The organism is Hydrogenophaga sp. Root209 (assembly GCF_001428625.1).
Classification (GTDB): domain Bacteria; phylum Pseudomonadota; class Gammaproteobacteria; order Burkholderiales; family Burkholderiaceae_C; genus Hydrogenophaga.
This window is the reverse complement of sequence record NZ_LMIE01000003.1, coordinates 137,683-151,171: the sequence shown is the minus strand read 5'-3', so window position 1 is coordinate 151,171 and position 13,489 is coordinate 137,683. Positions and strand designations below refer to the sequence as shown.

General features: G+C 63.0%; 17 protein-coding genes and 1 tRNA gene. 11 read left to right on the top strand and 7 right to left on the bottom strand.

Translation table 11 applies throughout. From position 1 onward, the window contains the following. Positions 1–39 precede the first annotated feature (39 nt). Both ASE11_RS04250 and ASE11_RS04245 read left to right on the top strand, forming a co-directional pair. Positions 40–456 (top strand): F0F1 ATP synthase subunit epsilon, encoded by a 417-nt coding sequence (locus ASE11_RS04250; protein WP_056266665.1) that lies wholly within the window; start codon positions 40–42, stop codon positions 454–456. 118 nt (positions 457–574) lie between these two features. Next, the gene (locus ASE11_RS04245) at positions 575–1,147 is read left to right on the top strand and encodes a cyclic nucleotide-binding domain-containing protein (protein ID WP_056266660.1); all 573 of its coding nucleotides are present in this window, start codon (positions 575–577) and stop codon (positions 1,145–1,147) included. A gap of 14 nt (positions 1,148–1,161) precedes the next feature. Here the strand turns inward: ASE11_RS04245 and ASE11_RS04240 are convergent, their stop codons facing one another. The 3 genes from ASE11_RS04240 to ASE11_RS04230 are packed head-to-tail and all read right to left on the bottom strand — an operon-like array spanning position 1,162 to position 3,211. Further along, entirely contained in the window at positions 1,162–1,689 is a 528-nt protein-coding gene (locus ASE11_RS04240) for a TPM domain-containing protein (RefSeq protein ID WP_056266658.1), read from the bottom strand. A gap of 2 nt (positions 1,690–1,691) precedes the next feature. Then, complete coding sequence (locus ASE11_RS04235; RefSeq protein ID WP_056266654.1) at positions 1,692–2,606, bottom strand: TPM domain-containing protein; 915 nt, start codon at positions 2,604–2,606, stop codon at positions 1,692–1,694. Further along, positions 2,603–3,211, bottom strand: coding sequence for a LemA family protein (locus ASE11_RS04230; RefSeq protein WP_056266651.1), 609 nt, complete (start codon positions 3,209–3,211; stop codon positions 2,603–2,605). Before ASE11_RS04230 ends, ASE11_RS04235 begins: the two co-directional genes overlap by 4 nt. A gap of 138 nt (positions 3,212–3,349) precedes the next feature. On the opposite strand from ASE11_RS04230, the gene ASE11_RS04225 reads away from it, so the two are divergent. Genes ASE11_RS04225 through ASE11_RS04215 form a run of 3 tightly spaced genes read left to right on the top strand, consistent with a single transcriptional unit; the run spans position 3,350 to position 5,329 of the window. Next, positions 3,350–3,787 (top strand): YybH family protein, encoded by a 438-nt coding sequence (locus ASE11_RS04225; protein WP_056266646.1) that lies wholly within the window; start codon positions 3,350–3,352, stop codon positions 3,785–3,787. After that, positions 3,784–4,782, top strand: a complete 999-nt coding sequence (locus ASE11_RS04220) for a YheT family hydrolase (RefSeq protein WP_056266643.1) — start codon at positions 3,784–3,786, stop codon at positions 4,780–4,782. Before ASE11_RS04225 ends, ASE11_RS04220 begins: the two co-directional genes overlap by 4 nt. Positions 4,783–4,792: 10 nt before the next feature. Next, positions 4,793–5,329 (top strand): DUF2946 family protein, encoded by a 537-nt coding sequence (locus ASE11_RS04215; RefSeq protein WP_056266640.1) that lies wholly within the window; start codon positions 4,793–4,795, stop codon positions 5,327–5,329. Positions 5,330–5,362: 33 nt separating this feature from the next. On the opposite strand, the gene ASE11_RS04210 is transcribed toward ASE11_RS04215, so the two are convergent. Further along, a complete protein-coding gene (locus tag ASE11_RS04210; RefSeq protein WP_056266637.1) occupies positions 5,363–6,211 on the bottom strand; it encodes a c-type cytochrome in 849 nt (282 codons plus the stop codon). 143 nt (positions 6,212–6,354) lie between these two features. Here ASE11_RS04210 and ASE11_RS04205 point away from each other — a divergent pair. Then, positions 6,355–6,430: transfer RNA gene (locus ASE11_RS04205), tRNA-Arg, on the top strand. 300 nt (positions 6,431–6,730) lie between these two features. On the opposite strand, the gene ASE11_RS04200 is transcribed toward ASE11_RS04205, so the two are convergent. Both ASE11_RS04200 and ASE11_RS04195 read right to left on the bottom strand, forming a co-directional pair. Further along, on the bottom strand, positions 6,731–8,245 hold the full coding sequence (locus ASE11_RS04200) for a tripartite tricarboxylate transporter permease (RefSeq protein WP_056266634.1): 1,515 nt from the start codon (positions 8,243–8,245) through the stop codon (positions 6,731–6,733). Between the two features lie 6 nt (positions 8,246–8,251). After that, entirely contained in the window at positions 8,252–8,740 is a 489-nt protein-coding gene (locus tag ASE11_RS04195; RefSeq protein WP_056266859.1) for a tripartite tricarboxylate transporter TctB family protein, read from the bottom strand. Between the two features lie 245 nt (positions 8,741–8,985). Here ASE11_RS04195 and ASE11_RS04190 point away from each other — a divergent pair, with 245 nt between their 5' ends. Further along, a complete protein-coding gene (locus tag ASE11_RS04190) occupies positions 8,986–9,408 on the top strand; it encodes a MarR family winged helix-turn-helix transcriptional regulator (protein ID WP_056266629.1) in 423 nt (140 codons plus the stop codon). 228 nt (positions 9,409–9,636) lie between these two features. Here ASE11_RS04190 and ASE11_RS04185 read toward each other — a convergent pair whose 3' ends face one another. After that, positions 9,637–9,858, bottom strand: a complete 222-nt coding sequence (locus ASE11_RS04185) for a hypothetical protein (RefSeq protein ID WP_056266626.1) — start codon at positions 9,856–9,858, stop codon at positions 9,637–9,639. A gap of 292 nt (positions 9,859–10,150) precedes the next feature. Here ASE11_RS04185 and ASE11_RS27060 point away from each other — a divergent pair, with 292 nt between their 5' ends. From ASE11_RS27060 to ASE11_RS04170, 4 genes are read left to right on the top strand one after another with little or no spacing between them, the layout of a single operon-like run. Beyond that, positions 10,151–10,405 (top strand): enolase C-terminal domain-like protein, encoded by a 255-nt coding sequence (locus ASE11_RS27060; RefSeq protein ID WP_414842427.1) that lies wholly within the window; start codon positions 10,151–10,153, stop codon positions 10,403–10,405. A 10-nt stretch (positions 10,406–10,415) separates the two neighbouring features. Next, a complete protein-coding gene (locus ASE11_RS04180; protein ID WP_056266622.1) occupies positions 10,416–11,372 on the top strand; it encodes a Bug family tripartite tricarboxylate transporter substrate binding protein in 957 nt (318 codons plus the stop codon). A 7-nt stretch (positions 11,373–11,379) separates the two neighbouring features. Next, positions 11,380–12,585, top strand: a complete 1,206-nt coding sequence (gene pcaF, locus ASE11_RS04175; protein WP_056266617.1) for a 3-oxoadipyl-CoA thiolase — start codon at positions 11,380–11,382, stop codon at positions 12,583–12,585. 33 nt (positions 12,586–12,618) lie between these two features. Further along, positions 12,619–13,395: an enoyl-CoA hydratase/isomerase family protein gene (locus ASE11_RS04170; RefSeq protein ID WP_056266612.1), complete on the top strand. Its 777-nt coding sequence runs from the start codon at positions 12,619–12,621 to the stop codon at positions 13,393–13,395. The last annotated feature ends 94 nt before the right edge of the window (positions 13,396–13,489 follow it).

The following is a 13,489-nucleotide window of genomic DNA, read 5'->3' as shown; positions in this document are numbered from 1 at the left end:
CCGCTGCTTGCTTTCCAGCCATTTTCAACAGGAGACCCTATGAGCACCATCCGCGTCGATGTGGTGAGCGCCGAAGCTTCCATCTTTTCCGGCGAAGCCAAGTTCGTGGCCCTGCCGGGTGAAGCGGGCGAGCTGGGCATCTTGCCCGGTCACATTCCGCTCATCACCCGCATCAAGCCCGGTGCCGTGCGCATCGAAAAAGCCGACGGCGGAGAAGAGTTCGTGTTCGTGGCCGGTGGCATTCTGGAAGTGCAGCCGCACCACATCACGGTGTTGTCCGATACAGCGATCCGTGGCAAGGACCTCGACGAAGCCAAGGCCCTTGATGCCCGCAAGCAGGCTGAAGAAGCCTTGAAGAACGCCAAGAGCGACATCGATCTGGCCAAGGCCACTTCGGAGCTGGCGGTCATGGCGGCCCAGATCGCTGCACTGCGCAAATATCGGCAGAAGAAGTGAGCGCGCAGGCCTCGGTCTGCTCCGCGTGAAAAGATCGGCTGCAGGCCGGTCTTTTTTTTGCCTGTTGTTCGCTGCAACATGTAACCGAATACCATGTGAGTGCGAACAAAGGCAGACGATGTCATCGATTTTTCAAAGTCCGGAACTGGCGCCCGAAGAGGTGGCCGCGCGGTTGTTGGTCACACCCTCGGCCCTGGCCGACCTCACGCTGGGTGATGCCCTCAAGGTGGTGGGCTACATGCGACCGAAGCTGATCAAGGCGGGCACGGTGATCATCCAGGAGGGGGAGGTCCGGCAGACCGACTACATGCTGCTGGTGCTCGAAGGTGACATCGCCGTGGAGAACGAGTTGCCTGGCTTGCACGAAAGCATGGTGGTCAACATCATGGGACCGGGCCACCTGATTGGTGAGATGGGTGTGCTCGACGGTGCGCCGCGCTCGGCCACCTGCACCGCCAACACCAACATCGCCGCCGCCGTGCTCTCGCGCACCGCGCTCATGCGACTGCTCAAGGAAGATCCTCGCCTGGGGTCGCGCTTGCTGCTGGCCATCTCCAAGCGCATGGCCGACCGCTTGCGCGAAACCACCCGCAAGCTCAAGACCTTTGCCCAGATGAACAAGGCCTTGCAGCAGGAGCTGCAGGTGGTGATGAACAGCCGCAGTCCGCTGGACAAACGCATGGGCGGCTGAGCCGCTGGCTCGGTTTACTGGCGAACAACCGCGTCGGGGAGCTCGTTGGGGCGCTCGGTCCCGACATCGGCTGGAAAATGCGCCACCAGCAAGGCGGACACCTCTTCCAGCGCCTGCGTGAGGCCGTCCTCGAATTCCCCCGCACGCAGGCGCGAAGCGAGCCGATCGACGATGGACTGCCACTCCACCGGGCTCACGCGGCGCGAGAGCGCACGGTCGGCCACGAACTCGATGGCGTGCTCGGCCAGCAGCACATAGATGAGTACGCCGTTGTTGTGCTCGGTGTCCCAGATGCGCAGACGCCCGAACCAGGTCAGGGCTCGTTCGCGCACCACGGCGGGCAGGGGTGTTGCCGATCCCATGCGCCAAAGGTAGCTGAGCGGCAGCGAGGCTTCAACACACAGTCGGACCTCGCCCGTGTGACGCCCTTCGCTGGCCGCCACGCGGCGTGCGATGCGTTCGGCCATGTCGTCGGGCACCGCGCGCACGGTGTCCGAGCGGTCCATCCAGCGGTGCTTGAAGATGCGCAGCAGCTTGTTCATGTTCACCAGCCGCCCGAGGCGCCACCGCCTCCAAAATTGCCGCCACCCCCGGAACTGAATCCGCCGCCACCGCGGCCGCCACCAAAACCACCTCCGCCGAAACCACCGCCACCCCAACCCCCGCCGCGGCCCCCACGGCCTGAGCTGCCCATGGAAGCCGCTGGCAGGAACTGCATGAACAGCGCCGCGAGCATGCCGAGCAAGCCGGCGCCGATGGCCACCCAGAGCACGGTGGTGAGCACCCAGGCCAGCGCACCCGCGCCCACTCCGGTGAACACGGTGCCGAGCTTGTTGCCGAACATGCCACGCAGCAAGCCCGAGAGCATGGGGACGGCAAACACGAGGAAGATCAGTGCGTCCATCCACTCAAAATTGCTGGAGCCCGCCGCTCGTTGCGCCGCCGCCGCATCGGGCAGGGGCAGCTCTTCACCGCGGATGCGCGCCAGGATCTGGTCGACGCCGGCATGGATGCCGCCCGCGTAATCGCCCTGGCGAAACGCCGGTGTCACAACGCTGTCGAGGATGCGGCGCGCCATCAGGTCGGGGATCGCACCTTCGAGCGTTTTGGCCGTGGCGATGCGCAAACGCCGGTCGTCCTTGGCAATCACGAACAACGCGCCATCCCCCACGTCGGCCCGCCCGATCTTCCAGGCATCGCCCACGCGCTGGGTGAAATCGGCGATGTCTTCGGGGGCGGTGGTGCGCACCATCAACACCACCACTTGCGAGCCGTTGGATTGTTCGAACGCTGCCAGCTTGGCATCGATGGCGGCAAGACTCGCGGCGTCCAGCGTGGCGGTCTGGTCGATCACACGCGCAGTCAGCGCCGGCACGGGCACCAGACCCTGGGCCGACGCGAAGGCCACCACCCACCACAGTCCCAGCGCCATCAGGCACCGGGCCCAGAAGCGCGTCATGGCTTCTTGAAGTCCACCGTGGGCGGTGCGGAGATGGCCGCTTCGTTGGCCACCTGGAAATTGGCCTTGGGACCATAGCCGAACACCATGGCGGTGAGGTTGGTGGGAAAGCTGCGCGAGAGCACGTTGTATTCCTGCACCGTCTGGATGTAGCGGTTGCGTGCCACGGTGATGCGGTTCTCGGTGCCTTCCAGCTGCACGCGCAGGTCGCTGAAGCCCTGGTTGGCCTTGAGGTTGGGGTACTGCTCCACCACCACCATCAGGCGGCTCAGCGCACTGCCCAGCTCTCCCTGCGCGTTCTGAAACTGCTGCATGGCGGCCGGGTCGTTCAGTGTCTCGGGCGTCACCTGGATGCTGGTGGCCTTGGCGCGCGCCTCGATCACGCGCGTGAGCGTCTCCTGCTCGAAGTTGGCCTCGCCTTTGACCGTGGCCACGATGTTGGGGATCAGGTCGGCACGGCGCTGGTACTGGTTGAGCACCTCGGACCAGGCCGATTGCGTCTGTTCGTCCAGCCTCTGGAAGTCGTTGTAGCCGCAGCCCGTGAGGCTGAACGAGAGCAACAGGGCGGCAACCCAGGTGGTGACGGAGCGCAAGGATGTGTGCATAAAACCTCCAATGGCCGGCGGGCCGTTCATGCTGAGGCTCTGGTCGAGCCTTGAATCTGCGGGACTATACCCCCGCGGCGTGGCACTGGGCGGTGCGATCGTTCGCGCAAGATCGGCGCTGCCGTCAAAATACGGCGCATGCGAAAACCCAAACTCCCGCCGGGCTCCCCCGACGACACGGAAGCCGCGTTCTACGACGCTCTGCAACACGCCGATATCGAACGCCTCATGGCCTGCTGGGCCGACGAGGACGACATCGTGTGCGTGCACCCAGGCGGACCACGGATGGTGGGCCACGCAGCGGTGCGCTCGGCGTTCGAGGCCATGTTCTCCAATGGCAGCGTGCAGGCCACACCCGAAAAAGTGCGGCGCCTGGACGCAGGTGCCTGCAGTGTGCACAGCGTGGTCGAGCGTGTGGCCGTGATGAGCGACGATGGCTTTCAACATGCCTGGGTGGTGGCCACCAACGTGTATGCCAAGACGGCGCAAGGCTGGCGCATGGTGGCGCACCACGCCAGCCCGGGCATGCGCACCGAGCCACCCGAAGTCCTCACCGCCAAGCCCATACTGCATTGAAACCTGACGGCTTTCCCTACGCCGCACCGTGGTGGCTGCCCGGTGGCAATGCGCAGACCTTGTGGGCCGCGTTGGCCAGCCGTCGACATTTCGGCCCCGTGCCCCGGTGGACGCGCAGTCGCTGGATTGCACCCGATGGCGACTTCATCGACGTCGATCAGGCGCAGCACGCTTCACCCACGGGTGCGCCCTTGCTGGTGCTGTTCCACGGACTCGAGGGCTCGTCAGCCAGCCAGTATGCGGTGGCCTTCGCCGACTTTGCAGCGGCCAACGGACTGGCCTTCGCCGTGCCCCACTTCCGCGGCTGCTCGGGTGAGCTCAACCGCGCGCCGCGGGCCTACCACTCGGGTGACTTCGAAGAGATCAACTGGATCCTCAAGCGCTTTGCCGCCGAAAACCCCGGGCGGCCCCTGCTTGCTGTCGGTGTGTCGCTCGGTGGCAATGCGCTCATGCGCTGGGCAGCCGAAATGGGAGCGTCGGCCAGTCAGCATGTCCGGGCCGTGGCCTCTGTCTGTTCTCCGCTCGATCTGGCCGCTGGCGGCCACGCCATCGGGCGCGGTTTCAACCGACTGGTCTACACCCGCATGTTCCTGGGCAGCATGGTGCCCAAGGCCTTGAAGAAACTGGAACAGCATCCCGGTCTGTTTGACCGCGATGCACTGCTGGCCGCGCGCAATCTCTTCGAATTCGACAACCTGTTCACCGCGCCCCTGCACGGCTTTCGCGACACGCAGGACTACTGGTCGCGGGCCTCGGCCAAACCTGTGTTGCACCAGATCCGTGTGCCCGCGCTGGCGCTCAATGCACGCAACGATCCTTTCGTTCCTGCGGTGTCCCTGCCGACACCGCAACAAGTCGGCCGGCACGTGACCTTGTGGCAGCCGGCGCAGGGAGGTCATGTGGGCTTTCCCGTCTCGCACGGGGCGCTCGGCGTGCCTGGCCATGTGCGCGCCATGCCCGAAGCCGTGGGACACTGGTTGCTCGCCCACCTTTGATCGGACATCCATGGACGACATCGTCAAGGCCGCCATGGCCAAGTGGCCCAACGTACCCAACTGCTTCGGCTGGCTTGGACTGGATGCGCGTGGCAACTGGTACATGCGCGACGACCGCGTGCAGGCCGCCGGCGCGTTTCCCGCGAGCAAGGGCTCGCTGTTGCGGCATGAAAAACTGATCGACTTCATTCAGCGCAATTACGCGCCCGATGACGAAGGGCAGTGGTACTTCCAGAACGGACCTCAGCGTGTCTACGTGGAGCTCGAAGCCACACCGTGGATCTGGCGTCTTCAGCCCGATGGACGCGTGCTCAGCCACACCGGCGTGTTGGTGCATGTGCAGGACAGTCTGCTCGACGAAACCGGCAAGCTGTACCTGGTGACCGATCTCGGCATTGGCTTGGTGCACAGCGCCGACATGGTGCAGGCCGCCGATCTTGTGGATGCCCGTTTGTGGTCCCCGCAGGGCGTGTTGGCCGCCGATTTGCCCACCCGGGGCCGGTTCGTGCGCAGCCCCCAACCACCACACGCAAAAAAGCCGGCTTGAAGCCGGCTTTTCAGTTGCACCGAGGTTGCGGATCTATTTCACCGCAGCCAGCATGTACTGCACGGCCGCCTTGATGTCTGCGTCGGATGCGGCGGTGCCTCCTTTGGGCGGCATGGCGCCCTTGCCCTTGATCACGCTCGCAGTCAGACCCTCAAGACCCAGGCCCACGCGTGGAGCCCAGGCAGCCTTGTCGGCGAACTTGGGCGCACCAGCCACACCGGCCACGTGGCAGACCGAACATGCTTGCTTGTAGAGCGCTTCACCCGCGCCAGCGGCCACCGTGGCGCTGGCTGCCGGCGCTGGAGCCGCTGGCGCAACTGCGACCACAGCAACTGGTGCTGGCGCGGCAGTCGGTGCCGCAACGGGAGCTGCAGCCGGCGCGGCGGCGGGGGCCGCCTCGGGCACAGCAAATTTGCCACCAGCGGCATTGGCCATGTGCACCACGGCACGGCCGATCTCCGCGTCGCGGTAGGCGCCACCACCTTGAGCGCCCATCGCGCCTTTGCCCTTGAGTGCTGACGTCAGCAAGGCTTCGTACCCGGTGGCGATGCGAGGCGCCCAGGCGGCTGCGTCACCGAATTTGGGCGCTCCAGCCACACCGGCGGCGTGGCAGGCCACGCATTGGGCGGCGTAAACCGCCTCACCCGTGGCCAGTGGACGGTTGGCGTCGCGCAGTTCAACCGTGCCCACGCGCTGAATGCGCTGCGCAATGGCCAGTTCGGGGTCGCCCGCGCCCATGGCGGGCTTGTTGCCCGTGGTCACGAAATAGACCAGGCCGATGATGATGAAGATGGGAGCGACAAATGCGAAGAACGACGTCCACAGCAACTGCGAAGGTGTCTTGATCGGGCCGGTGTGGTGTTCGTGCGCGTGGTCGCTCATGGTGTCCTCAAGGGGTGGCAAGGCGGGTCAACAAACCGACGGAGCTTGCCCGCGTGGAAGGGGTCGGAACAGCCTTCGATTATAGCCAAGCCCCTCTGCACAGACCTTTCAAATATCCTTCGCCTGATAGAATTCAGGTGGTTGCGGCTGTAGCTCAGTGGATAGAGTATCGGCCTCCGAAGCCGAGGGTCGTGGGTTCGATCCCCGCCAGCCGCACCAAAATCATCGACTTACGTCAGCCTTTCGTGGCCCATGCCGAAGTCGCGTGAATCCGATGCCACTCATTCGGCAAGAGCATTGGGCCCCGAGAAGCTCGATGGGCAAGAGTCAGAAGCCCTCTTGAACATTTCCTGTGGCCCATCCATGGCCCATCCATGGCCCACTCATGGCCCGCCATTGATCGCTCGACGTTCTGATGCCGTCATTTTTGACCCTTGGACTTTTGGCTCAGTTGTGCTGATGAATCAACAGTGGAACACCCAGTGGGTCAGTTCTCAACGGAAGCCAACAGGCGCACCATCAGCCCTCTTCGACAAAGGCCTCCTTGCGACCCTTCTTCACACTTGGCAGCAACACAACAGCCAGCAGCACCAAGGCCGCAACGAGCAACGTGGCAGAGATCGGGCGTGACACGAAGACGCCCCAGTCGCCCCGCGAAATCAGCAGCGTGCGGCGCAGGTATTCCTCCATCATCGGACCCAGAATCAGACCCAGCAGCAAGGGTGCCGGTTCGCATTCCAGCTTGTAGAAGATGTAACCCACGATGCCGAACCACCCCAGTATCCAGACGTCGAAGGTGTTGTTGTTCGTGGAATAGACGCCGATGGCGCAGAACAGCACGATGGCCGGGAAGAGCCAGCGGTACGGAATGGTCAATAGCTTGATCCACAGACCAATCAGCGGCAGGTTCAGGATGACGAGCATCAGGTTCCCGACCCACATCGAGACGATCAACCCCCAGAACAGTTCAGGGTTGCTGGTCATGACCTGCGGACCCGGCTGGATGTTGTGAATGGTCATCGCGCCGACCATCAGCGCCATGACCGCATTGCCAGGGATGCCAAGCGTCAACAGCGGAATGAACGAAGTCTGCGCGCCCGCGTTGTTGGCCGCTTCGGGGCCCGCCACGCCTCGAATGTTGCCGCGGCCAAACGGCACTTCCCCTGGCCGTGGTTTGAGTTTCTTCTCGATCGTGTACGACGCGAAAGCCGACAGCAGCGAGCCCCCGCCCGGAAGAATGCCCAGCGCCGAGCCCAGGGCAGTGCCGCGCAGCACCGCGGGCGTCATGTCGCGGAAGTCCTGCGCTGTCGGCCACAGCCCGCTGACATTGGCGGTGAACACTTCCCGTTGCTGGTCCGGCTTGGCCAGGTTGGCGATGATCTCGCCGTAGCCGAAGATGCCCATCGCGATCGCGATGAAGCTGATGCCGTCTGTGAGCTCGGGGATATCGAACGAGAAGCGCGCCACACCGGAATTGACGTCCGTGCCCACCAGCCCGATCAGCAGGCCGGTGACCACCATGCACAGCGCCTTGAGGAGCGAGCCCGAGGCCAGCACCACGGCGCCGATCAGGCCAACGATCATCAGGGAGAAATACTCGGCGGGCCCGAATGTGAGGGCGATCTCGGTAAGCGGCGGCGCGAATGCCGCGAGCACCAGCGTAGCCACGGTGCCGGCAAAAAACGAGCCCAGGCCCGCTGCCGCCAGTGCGGCCCCCGCGCGGCCGTTCTGGGCCATCTTGTGGCCGTCGATGACCGTTACCACGGACGACGCTTCACCCGGCAAATTCACCAGGATGGCGGTCGTGGAGCCGCCGTACTGCGAACCGTAGTAAATGCCGGCGAGCATGATCAGCGCGGCCACCGGCGGCAGCCCGTACGTGGCGGGCAGCAGCATCGCGATGGTCGCCGTCGGGCCAACCCCCGGCAGCACGCCGATCAGCGTGCCCAGCATGCAGCCGATGAAGGCGTAGAGCAGGTTCTGCAACGTGAACGCTGTGCCGAAGCCGAGGCTCAGATGGTCAAGTAGTTCCATGGTGGTTCAGTTGCCGATGAAGGTGGGCCAGACCTGGAACTGCAAGCTCAGGCCAAGGACGAAAACGAGGTAGCTACTCACCGCGAGGATCAGCGCGAGGATCAGCGCGCTGCGCAATCTGAACTGGGTGCCGGCCATGCTTGAAATGACCACCACCGCGAGGATGGCCGCGATCAGCCCCATGGCCGGCACGCCCAGTGTCTGCACACCGCCCAGCAAGATGCCGAAGAGGAGGTTCGCGCCGACGATGAACAGAAGCGGCTTCCAGGCGATGCGCCCGATGGGTCCGCCGTCGGGCCGGCCGCTGGCCATGGAAGAGGCGACGACACCCGTCCCCATCAAGGCCAGCAGGATGCCAAGCATCAGCGGAAAGTAGGCGGGCCCCATTCGGGCTGCAGAGCCCACCGTGTAGTTGGTTGCGCCCACGGCGAAGGCCGTGCCGATCGCCATGAACATCAATCCGGAAACGAAATCCGTGCGACTCTTGATCTGCATCGTGAAGGTGGTGGTGAAGCGGAAATGACAAAACCTCTCACCCATCAACGGGCAAGAAATTCACGGGACATGACCGGCACAGGGAGAAGGTCCGAGAGGGATCGGTTGCCGATCAGATGCATCATGTTATGAAGTAAATTAGATCATGACATGAGTAATTTCCCTGATGACAAGAATCATCAAGGAGAACCGGGCGCGCTGATATAGTCCCTCTGCCTCATGGCGTCATGAGGGGGAAATGCGACATGACCAAGACAACAGAGTCGGACGAGAAGCGCCGCTACGAAGCGCTGTCCAACTTCCGTTACATGCTGCGCTGCTTTCTGCGCTTCAGCGAGGACGCGGCACGCGAGGAAGGCGTTACAGCGCTGCAGTACCAGCTCATGCTGCACACGCAGGGTTTTGAGGGCCGCAACTGGGCCAGCATCTCCGAGATTGCAGAGCGCCTGCAGATGCAGGTGCATGGCGCGGTGGCGCTGGTCACACGTTGCGAGGAGGCCGGCCTGGTGCGGCGAAAGCCCAGCGAACACGATCGTCGCCAGGTCGAGGTGCATCTCTTGCCCGCCGCCCGGCGCAAGATGGCGCGGCTGGCGGCACAGCATTCGGCCCAGCTTTCCGCGCTGGTCGAAGCCGTGATGCTGGCGTCCAGCGTGGACGTGGGCTTCTGAGAGCGTTGCTGGGCGCTGCGTGCGCCCCAGCATGACCGCAGCAACTCAGAAGGCGGGCGTGTGAGCCAAAGCCAGTCACCGGATTCAACCCCAAACAGCGCGCGTACGCGCGTTCGCGATCACGGGTGGCAATTGCTTCCGAGCCGCCACTGCGATCCTGAGCGCAGCTCAAGACTGGGCCCGGACTTTCGACACTGACGCTTGAAGGCTTGCGAGCGTCCCAACCGGTTATTCGGCGAGCAATGCCTCAAGCGACCGCTCGACCATCCAGGCCTGTCGCTCAATCAAGGCCAGCCAGACCAGGTCCCAGAAACGACGGCTCACGTCAGGGATGAATTGCTGCTCTCGACCCGCGTTCGCCGTGGGACATTCAATGTGGCTTGTCTTGCGGACAGGATCATGTTCAATGCGGGCGACTGCCCGCATAGCAGCCTTGTCGGAATCGTGCATAGCTCCATTTTCATGGTCACCCTAGACTTTCAGCAGCGTGGCTTCGCCCTCTGCTGCATACAAGACAAATGGGAGACATGAATGATGACCTGTGGTCGACGCTTCTTCTCTACGGGCTTTGCGATCGCTGTTGCCTGCGGACTTTTGTCGACGGCAGTTGAACTGACGCTGACGTGATCATTGCCGCCGCCACATTTGACAGTTGCAGGCAAGCGCTGAACGATCCGACATGGAAGTTTGCGCGAGCCCAGGTACCGGAGCTTGAAGGCCGGGTTGTCCGGCTTCAAGATGAATCGGGTGTGCAGGGGTTGGGATACTGCCACGCCATTCCGGCGATCTCTACCCACGGTGCTGGAGCGCCAGCCCTTCGTTGTTGCAGGCTATGAGTCTGCAGGCCGCGACGGTGATATGGCGCTTGCCGCATGCGTGCGAGTTGGACGAACACTTGCACCTCCAGAACGATCCCTTTGCGCCGCTGCCGGTTCAGGACGGCGCCCTCACGCTGCCCGACGGTCCAGGCTGTGGCGTCACTTTTCAACTTCAATAGGAGCCCCGCCATGATCAAACAGTTACTTGCGATCATTTTCGTGACAGGGACAGCTGCCACATCGGCACAGGACTTTCCTTCGCGTCCGATTCGGTTGATCGTTCCCTTTGCCGCGGGTGGGGGGTCAGACATTGTTGCCCGTGCGTTGGCAGGTCCACTTTCAACGCGCCTGGGGCAACCGGTCGTGGTTGAAAACAAGCCTGGTGGTGGTGCAACGCTGGGTGCTGATCTTGTCGCCAAGGCGCCGGCAGATGGCCACACGTTGCTGTACACCACGCCTGGTCCGCAGATGAGCAATCCCTATCTCATGGCCAAACTTCCGTACGACCCCAAAACCGATCTGCTCCCTGTGTCGTCGGTGGCAGTGGTGCCCAACGTGTTGGTTGTGCACAAAGATGTTCCCGTCGCCTCAGTCAAGGATCTGATCCAGTATGCGAAATCCCGGCCCGGAAAGGTCAACTACGCCAGCGCCGGGACGGGTGCGAGCAGTCATCTCGCCGGTGAGCTTTTCAAGCAATCTGCGGGTGTCTATGTCGTCCACATTCCCTACCGTGGAACAGGGCAAGCTGTTTCGGATCTGCTTGCTGGACATGTGCAGATGGCGATAGACAGCATCGCGGTGTTCAAGCCCCACATCGATTCGGGCGCATTGAAGGCGCTGGGCGTTGCCACGACCCAGCGCTCGGATCGACTGCCCGGCACACCCACCATTTCCGAAACCCTGCCGGGCTTTGACGCTGCGCCGATCAACTACATCTCGGTCCCCGCCAAGACACCGGCGTCTGTGATCGAACGCTTGAATCGGGAGATCAACGCGGTTCTCCGGTCGCCAGAAGTGACTGAGCAACTGGCGAAGGTGGGCGTGATTCCTCAAGGCAACACGCCTGCACAAATGACCGCCCTGATCGCGAGCGAGTCAAGGAAGTGGCAGGCTGTGATCCGGTATTCGGGCGCGAAAATCGATTGAGCAACCCATGGCAAGCCATGCATTCATCTGCGACGCGGTGCGCACACCTTTTGGACGACACGGGGGAGCTCTTTCGTCGATCCGGGCGGACGATCTGGGAGCAGTTCCCCTGAGGGCTTTGCTTGAGCGGCATCCTGCTTTGGACTGGGAAGCCGTGACCGACGTCATCTTCGGCTGTGCCAATCAGGCAGGGGAGGACAACCGGAACGTCGCTCGAATGTCGAGTTTGCTCGCCGGCTTGCCGGTATCGGTCCCGGGGAGCACGGTCAATCGACTCTGTGGTTCGGGCATGGACGCCATTGGCACAGCGGCACGCGCCATCAAATCGGGCGAGGCCGGATTGATGGTTGCCGGCGGGGTGGAGAGCATGAGCCGTGCACCGTTCGTCATGCCCAAAGCAGAGAGTGCGTTTTCGCGTTCCAACCGTGTTGAAGACACCACGATCGGATGGCGCTTCATCAACCCCGCGATGAAGGCAGCGCACGGTGTTCACACCATGCCGGAGACTGCTGAAAACGTTGCGCAGGAGCACGGCATTTCGCGTGAGGACCAAGATTTGATGGCCTTGTCGTCTCAGCTGAAAGCCCTCGCCGCACAGGAAGGCGGCTACTTCGCTTCTGAGATCACGCCGGTTTTCGTGCCACAGAAAAAGGGGGGGCCAATTGTTGTCGAGAAGGATGAGCACCCCCGTCACACCACGATGGAGGCGCTCGCCAAACTCAAAGGCGTGGTACGACCTGACGGGTCGGTGACTGCGGGCAACGCCAGCGGGGTGAACGATGGTGCGTGCGCGCTGCTCATGTCCGACGAGCGCGCAGCGGGCCGTCATGGGCTGACCCCCCGCGCCCGGGTTGTCGCCATGGCAACAGCCGGTGTGCCGCCGAGGGTCATGGGCATCGGTCCCGCGCCTGCGACGACCAAGGTGCTCGCGCTGGCGGGACTATCGCTGGCCCAGATGGATGTCATCGAGCTGAACGAAGCTTTTGCTGCTCAGGGCCTTGCGGTATTGCGTTTGCTTGGGCTCTCCGACACCGACCCGAGAGTCAACCCCAACGGAGGCGCCATCGCGTTGGGGCATCCGCTGGGCGCTTCAGGCGCCCGCCTTGTCACAACCGCCATCAACCAGTTGCACCGCAGCGGTGGCCAATATGCACTTTGCACCATGTGTATTGGTGTTGGCCAAGGCATCGCGGTTGTCCTGGAACGTGTCTGACTTTTTGCCATCTATTCGACCTAAGGAGTGCCCATGAACGACTTGACCCAGCTTCACTTCCACCTCGACAACTACGTCGCCACATTGACCATGGATGCGCCTCCCGTGAACGCACTGACGCGGACGCTCAATGACGAACTCATGCTGGCACTCGATCGCATCTCGGAGATGGATGAGGTTCGTGCAGTGGTCTTGACGGGTGCCGGCAAGGTTTTCTGCGCGGGCGCCGATCTCAAGGGGCGTGCTTCGGTCATCAAGGGGCCCGGTGATCTGCCGGCGCACTCGCGTCGAACCCGTGAGTGTTTTCACGCCATTCGCGAGTGTGCAAAGCCTGTCATTTGCGCCATCAATGGCGCAGCCCTGGGTTCCGGGCTGGCCATGGCCGCATCCAGCGACATCCTGGTGGCCTCTGAAAAATCGAGTCTGGGTCTTCCCGAGGTCGATGTCGGGCTTCTGGGTGGGTGCAGCCACGCCATGCGATTGTTCAGCCATTCCAGACTTCGGCGCATGGCCTTGACCGGTATGCGCGTGGATGGTGCGGAGCTTTACCGGCTGGGTATTGTCGAGGCGTGTGTTGCTCCCGAAGAGCTGATGCCAACGGCTTTGGAGATCGCAAGGGTGGTCGCATCCAAGAGTCCTGTCTCCACGCGCATGGGCAAACACACCATGAACGTCATCGAAGGCATGAGCCTGCGAGATGGTTATCGCTACGAGCAGGACATGACCGCTCAGATCGGCAAAACCGAAGACGCCAAGGAAGCACAACGCGCCTTTGCGGAGAAGCGTCCACCGGTGTTTGTCGGTCGCTGAGAAATATTCCGAGATGTCTCACGGGTGATCGTCGGCCGAGCGCGCACTGGGTGTAATCGAGCACACGCAGTCGCGTCTCACAGCCCTCCCAGGA

Coding starts and splice junctions, on each gene's coding strand:
- ASE11_RS04195 (WP_056266859.1), bottom strand. CDS start 8,740: ATGCAGATCAAGAGTCGCACGGATTTCGTTTCCGGATTGATGTTCATG.
- ASE11_RS04225 (WP_056266646.1), top strand. CDS start 3,350: ATGCGAAAACCCAAACTCCCGCCGGGCTCCCCCGACGACACGGAAGCC.
- ASE11_RS04185 (WP_056266626.1), bottom strand. CDS start 9,858: ATGCACGATTCCGACAAGGCTGCTATGCGGGCAGTCGCCCGCATTGAA.
- ASE11_RS04180 (WP_056266622.1), top strand. CDS start 10,416: ATGATCAAACAGTTACTTGCGATCATTTTCGTGACAGGGACAGCTGCC.
- ASE11_RS04250 (WP_056266665.1), top strand. CDS start 40: ATGAGCACCATCCGCGTCGATGTGGTGAGCGCCGAAGCTTCCATCTTT.
- ASE11_RS04230 (WP_056266651.1), bottom strand. CDS start 3,211: ATGCACACATCCTTGCGCTCCGTCACCACCTGGGTTGCCGCCCTGTTG.
- ASE11_RS04210 (WP_056266637.1), bottom strand. CDS start 6,211: ATGAGCGACCACGCGCACGAACACCACACCGGCCCGATCAAGACACCT.
- pcaF (WP_056266617.1), top strand. CDS start 11,380: ATGGCAAGCCATGCATTCATCTGCGACGCGGTGCGCACACCTTTTGGA.
- ASE11_RS04235 (WP_056266654.1), bottom strand. CDS start 2,606: ATGACGCGCTTCTGGGCCCGGTGCCTGATGGCGCTGGGACTGTGGTGG.
- ASE11_RS04215 (WP_056266640.1), top strand. CDS start 4,793: ATGGACGACATCGTCAAGGCCGCCATGGCCAAGTGGCCCAACGTACCC.
- ASE11_RS04200 (WP_056266634.1), bottom strand. CDS start 8,245: ATGGAACTACTTGACCATCTGAGCCTCGGCTTCGGCACAGCGTTCACG.
- ASE11_RS04240 (WP_056266658.1), bottom strand. CDS start 1,689: ATGAACAAGCTGCTGCGCATCTTCAAGCACCGCTGGATGGACCGCTCG.
- ASE11_RS04190 (WP_056266629.1), top strand. CDS start 8,986: ATGACCAAGACAACAGAGTCGGACGAGAAGCGCCGCTACGAAGCGCTG.
- ASE11_RS04170 (WP_056266612.1), top strand. CDS start 12,619: ATGAACGACTTGACCCAGCTTCACTTCCACCTCGACAACTACGTCGCC.
- ASE11_RS04245 (WP_056266660.1), top strand. CDS start 575: ATGTCATCGATTTTTCAAAGTCCGGAACTGGCGCCCGAAGAGGTGGCC.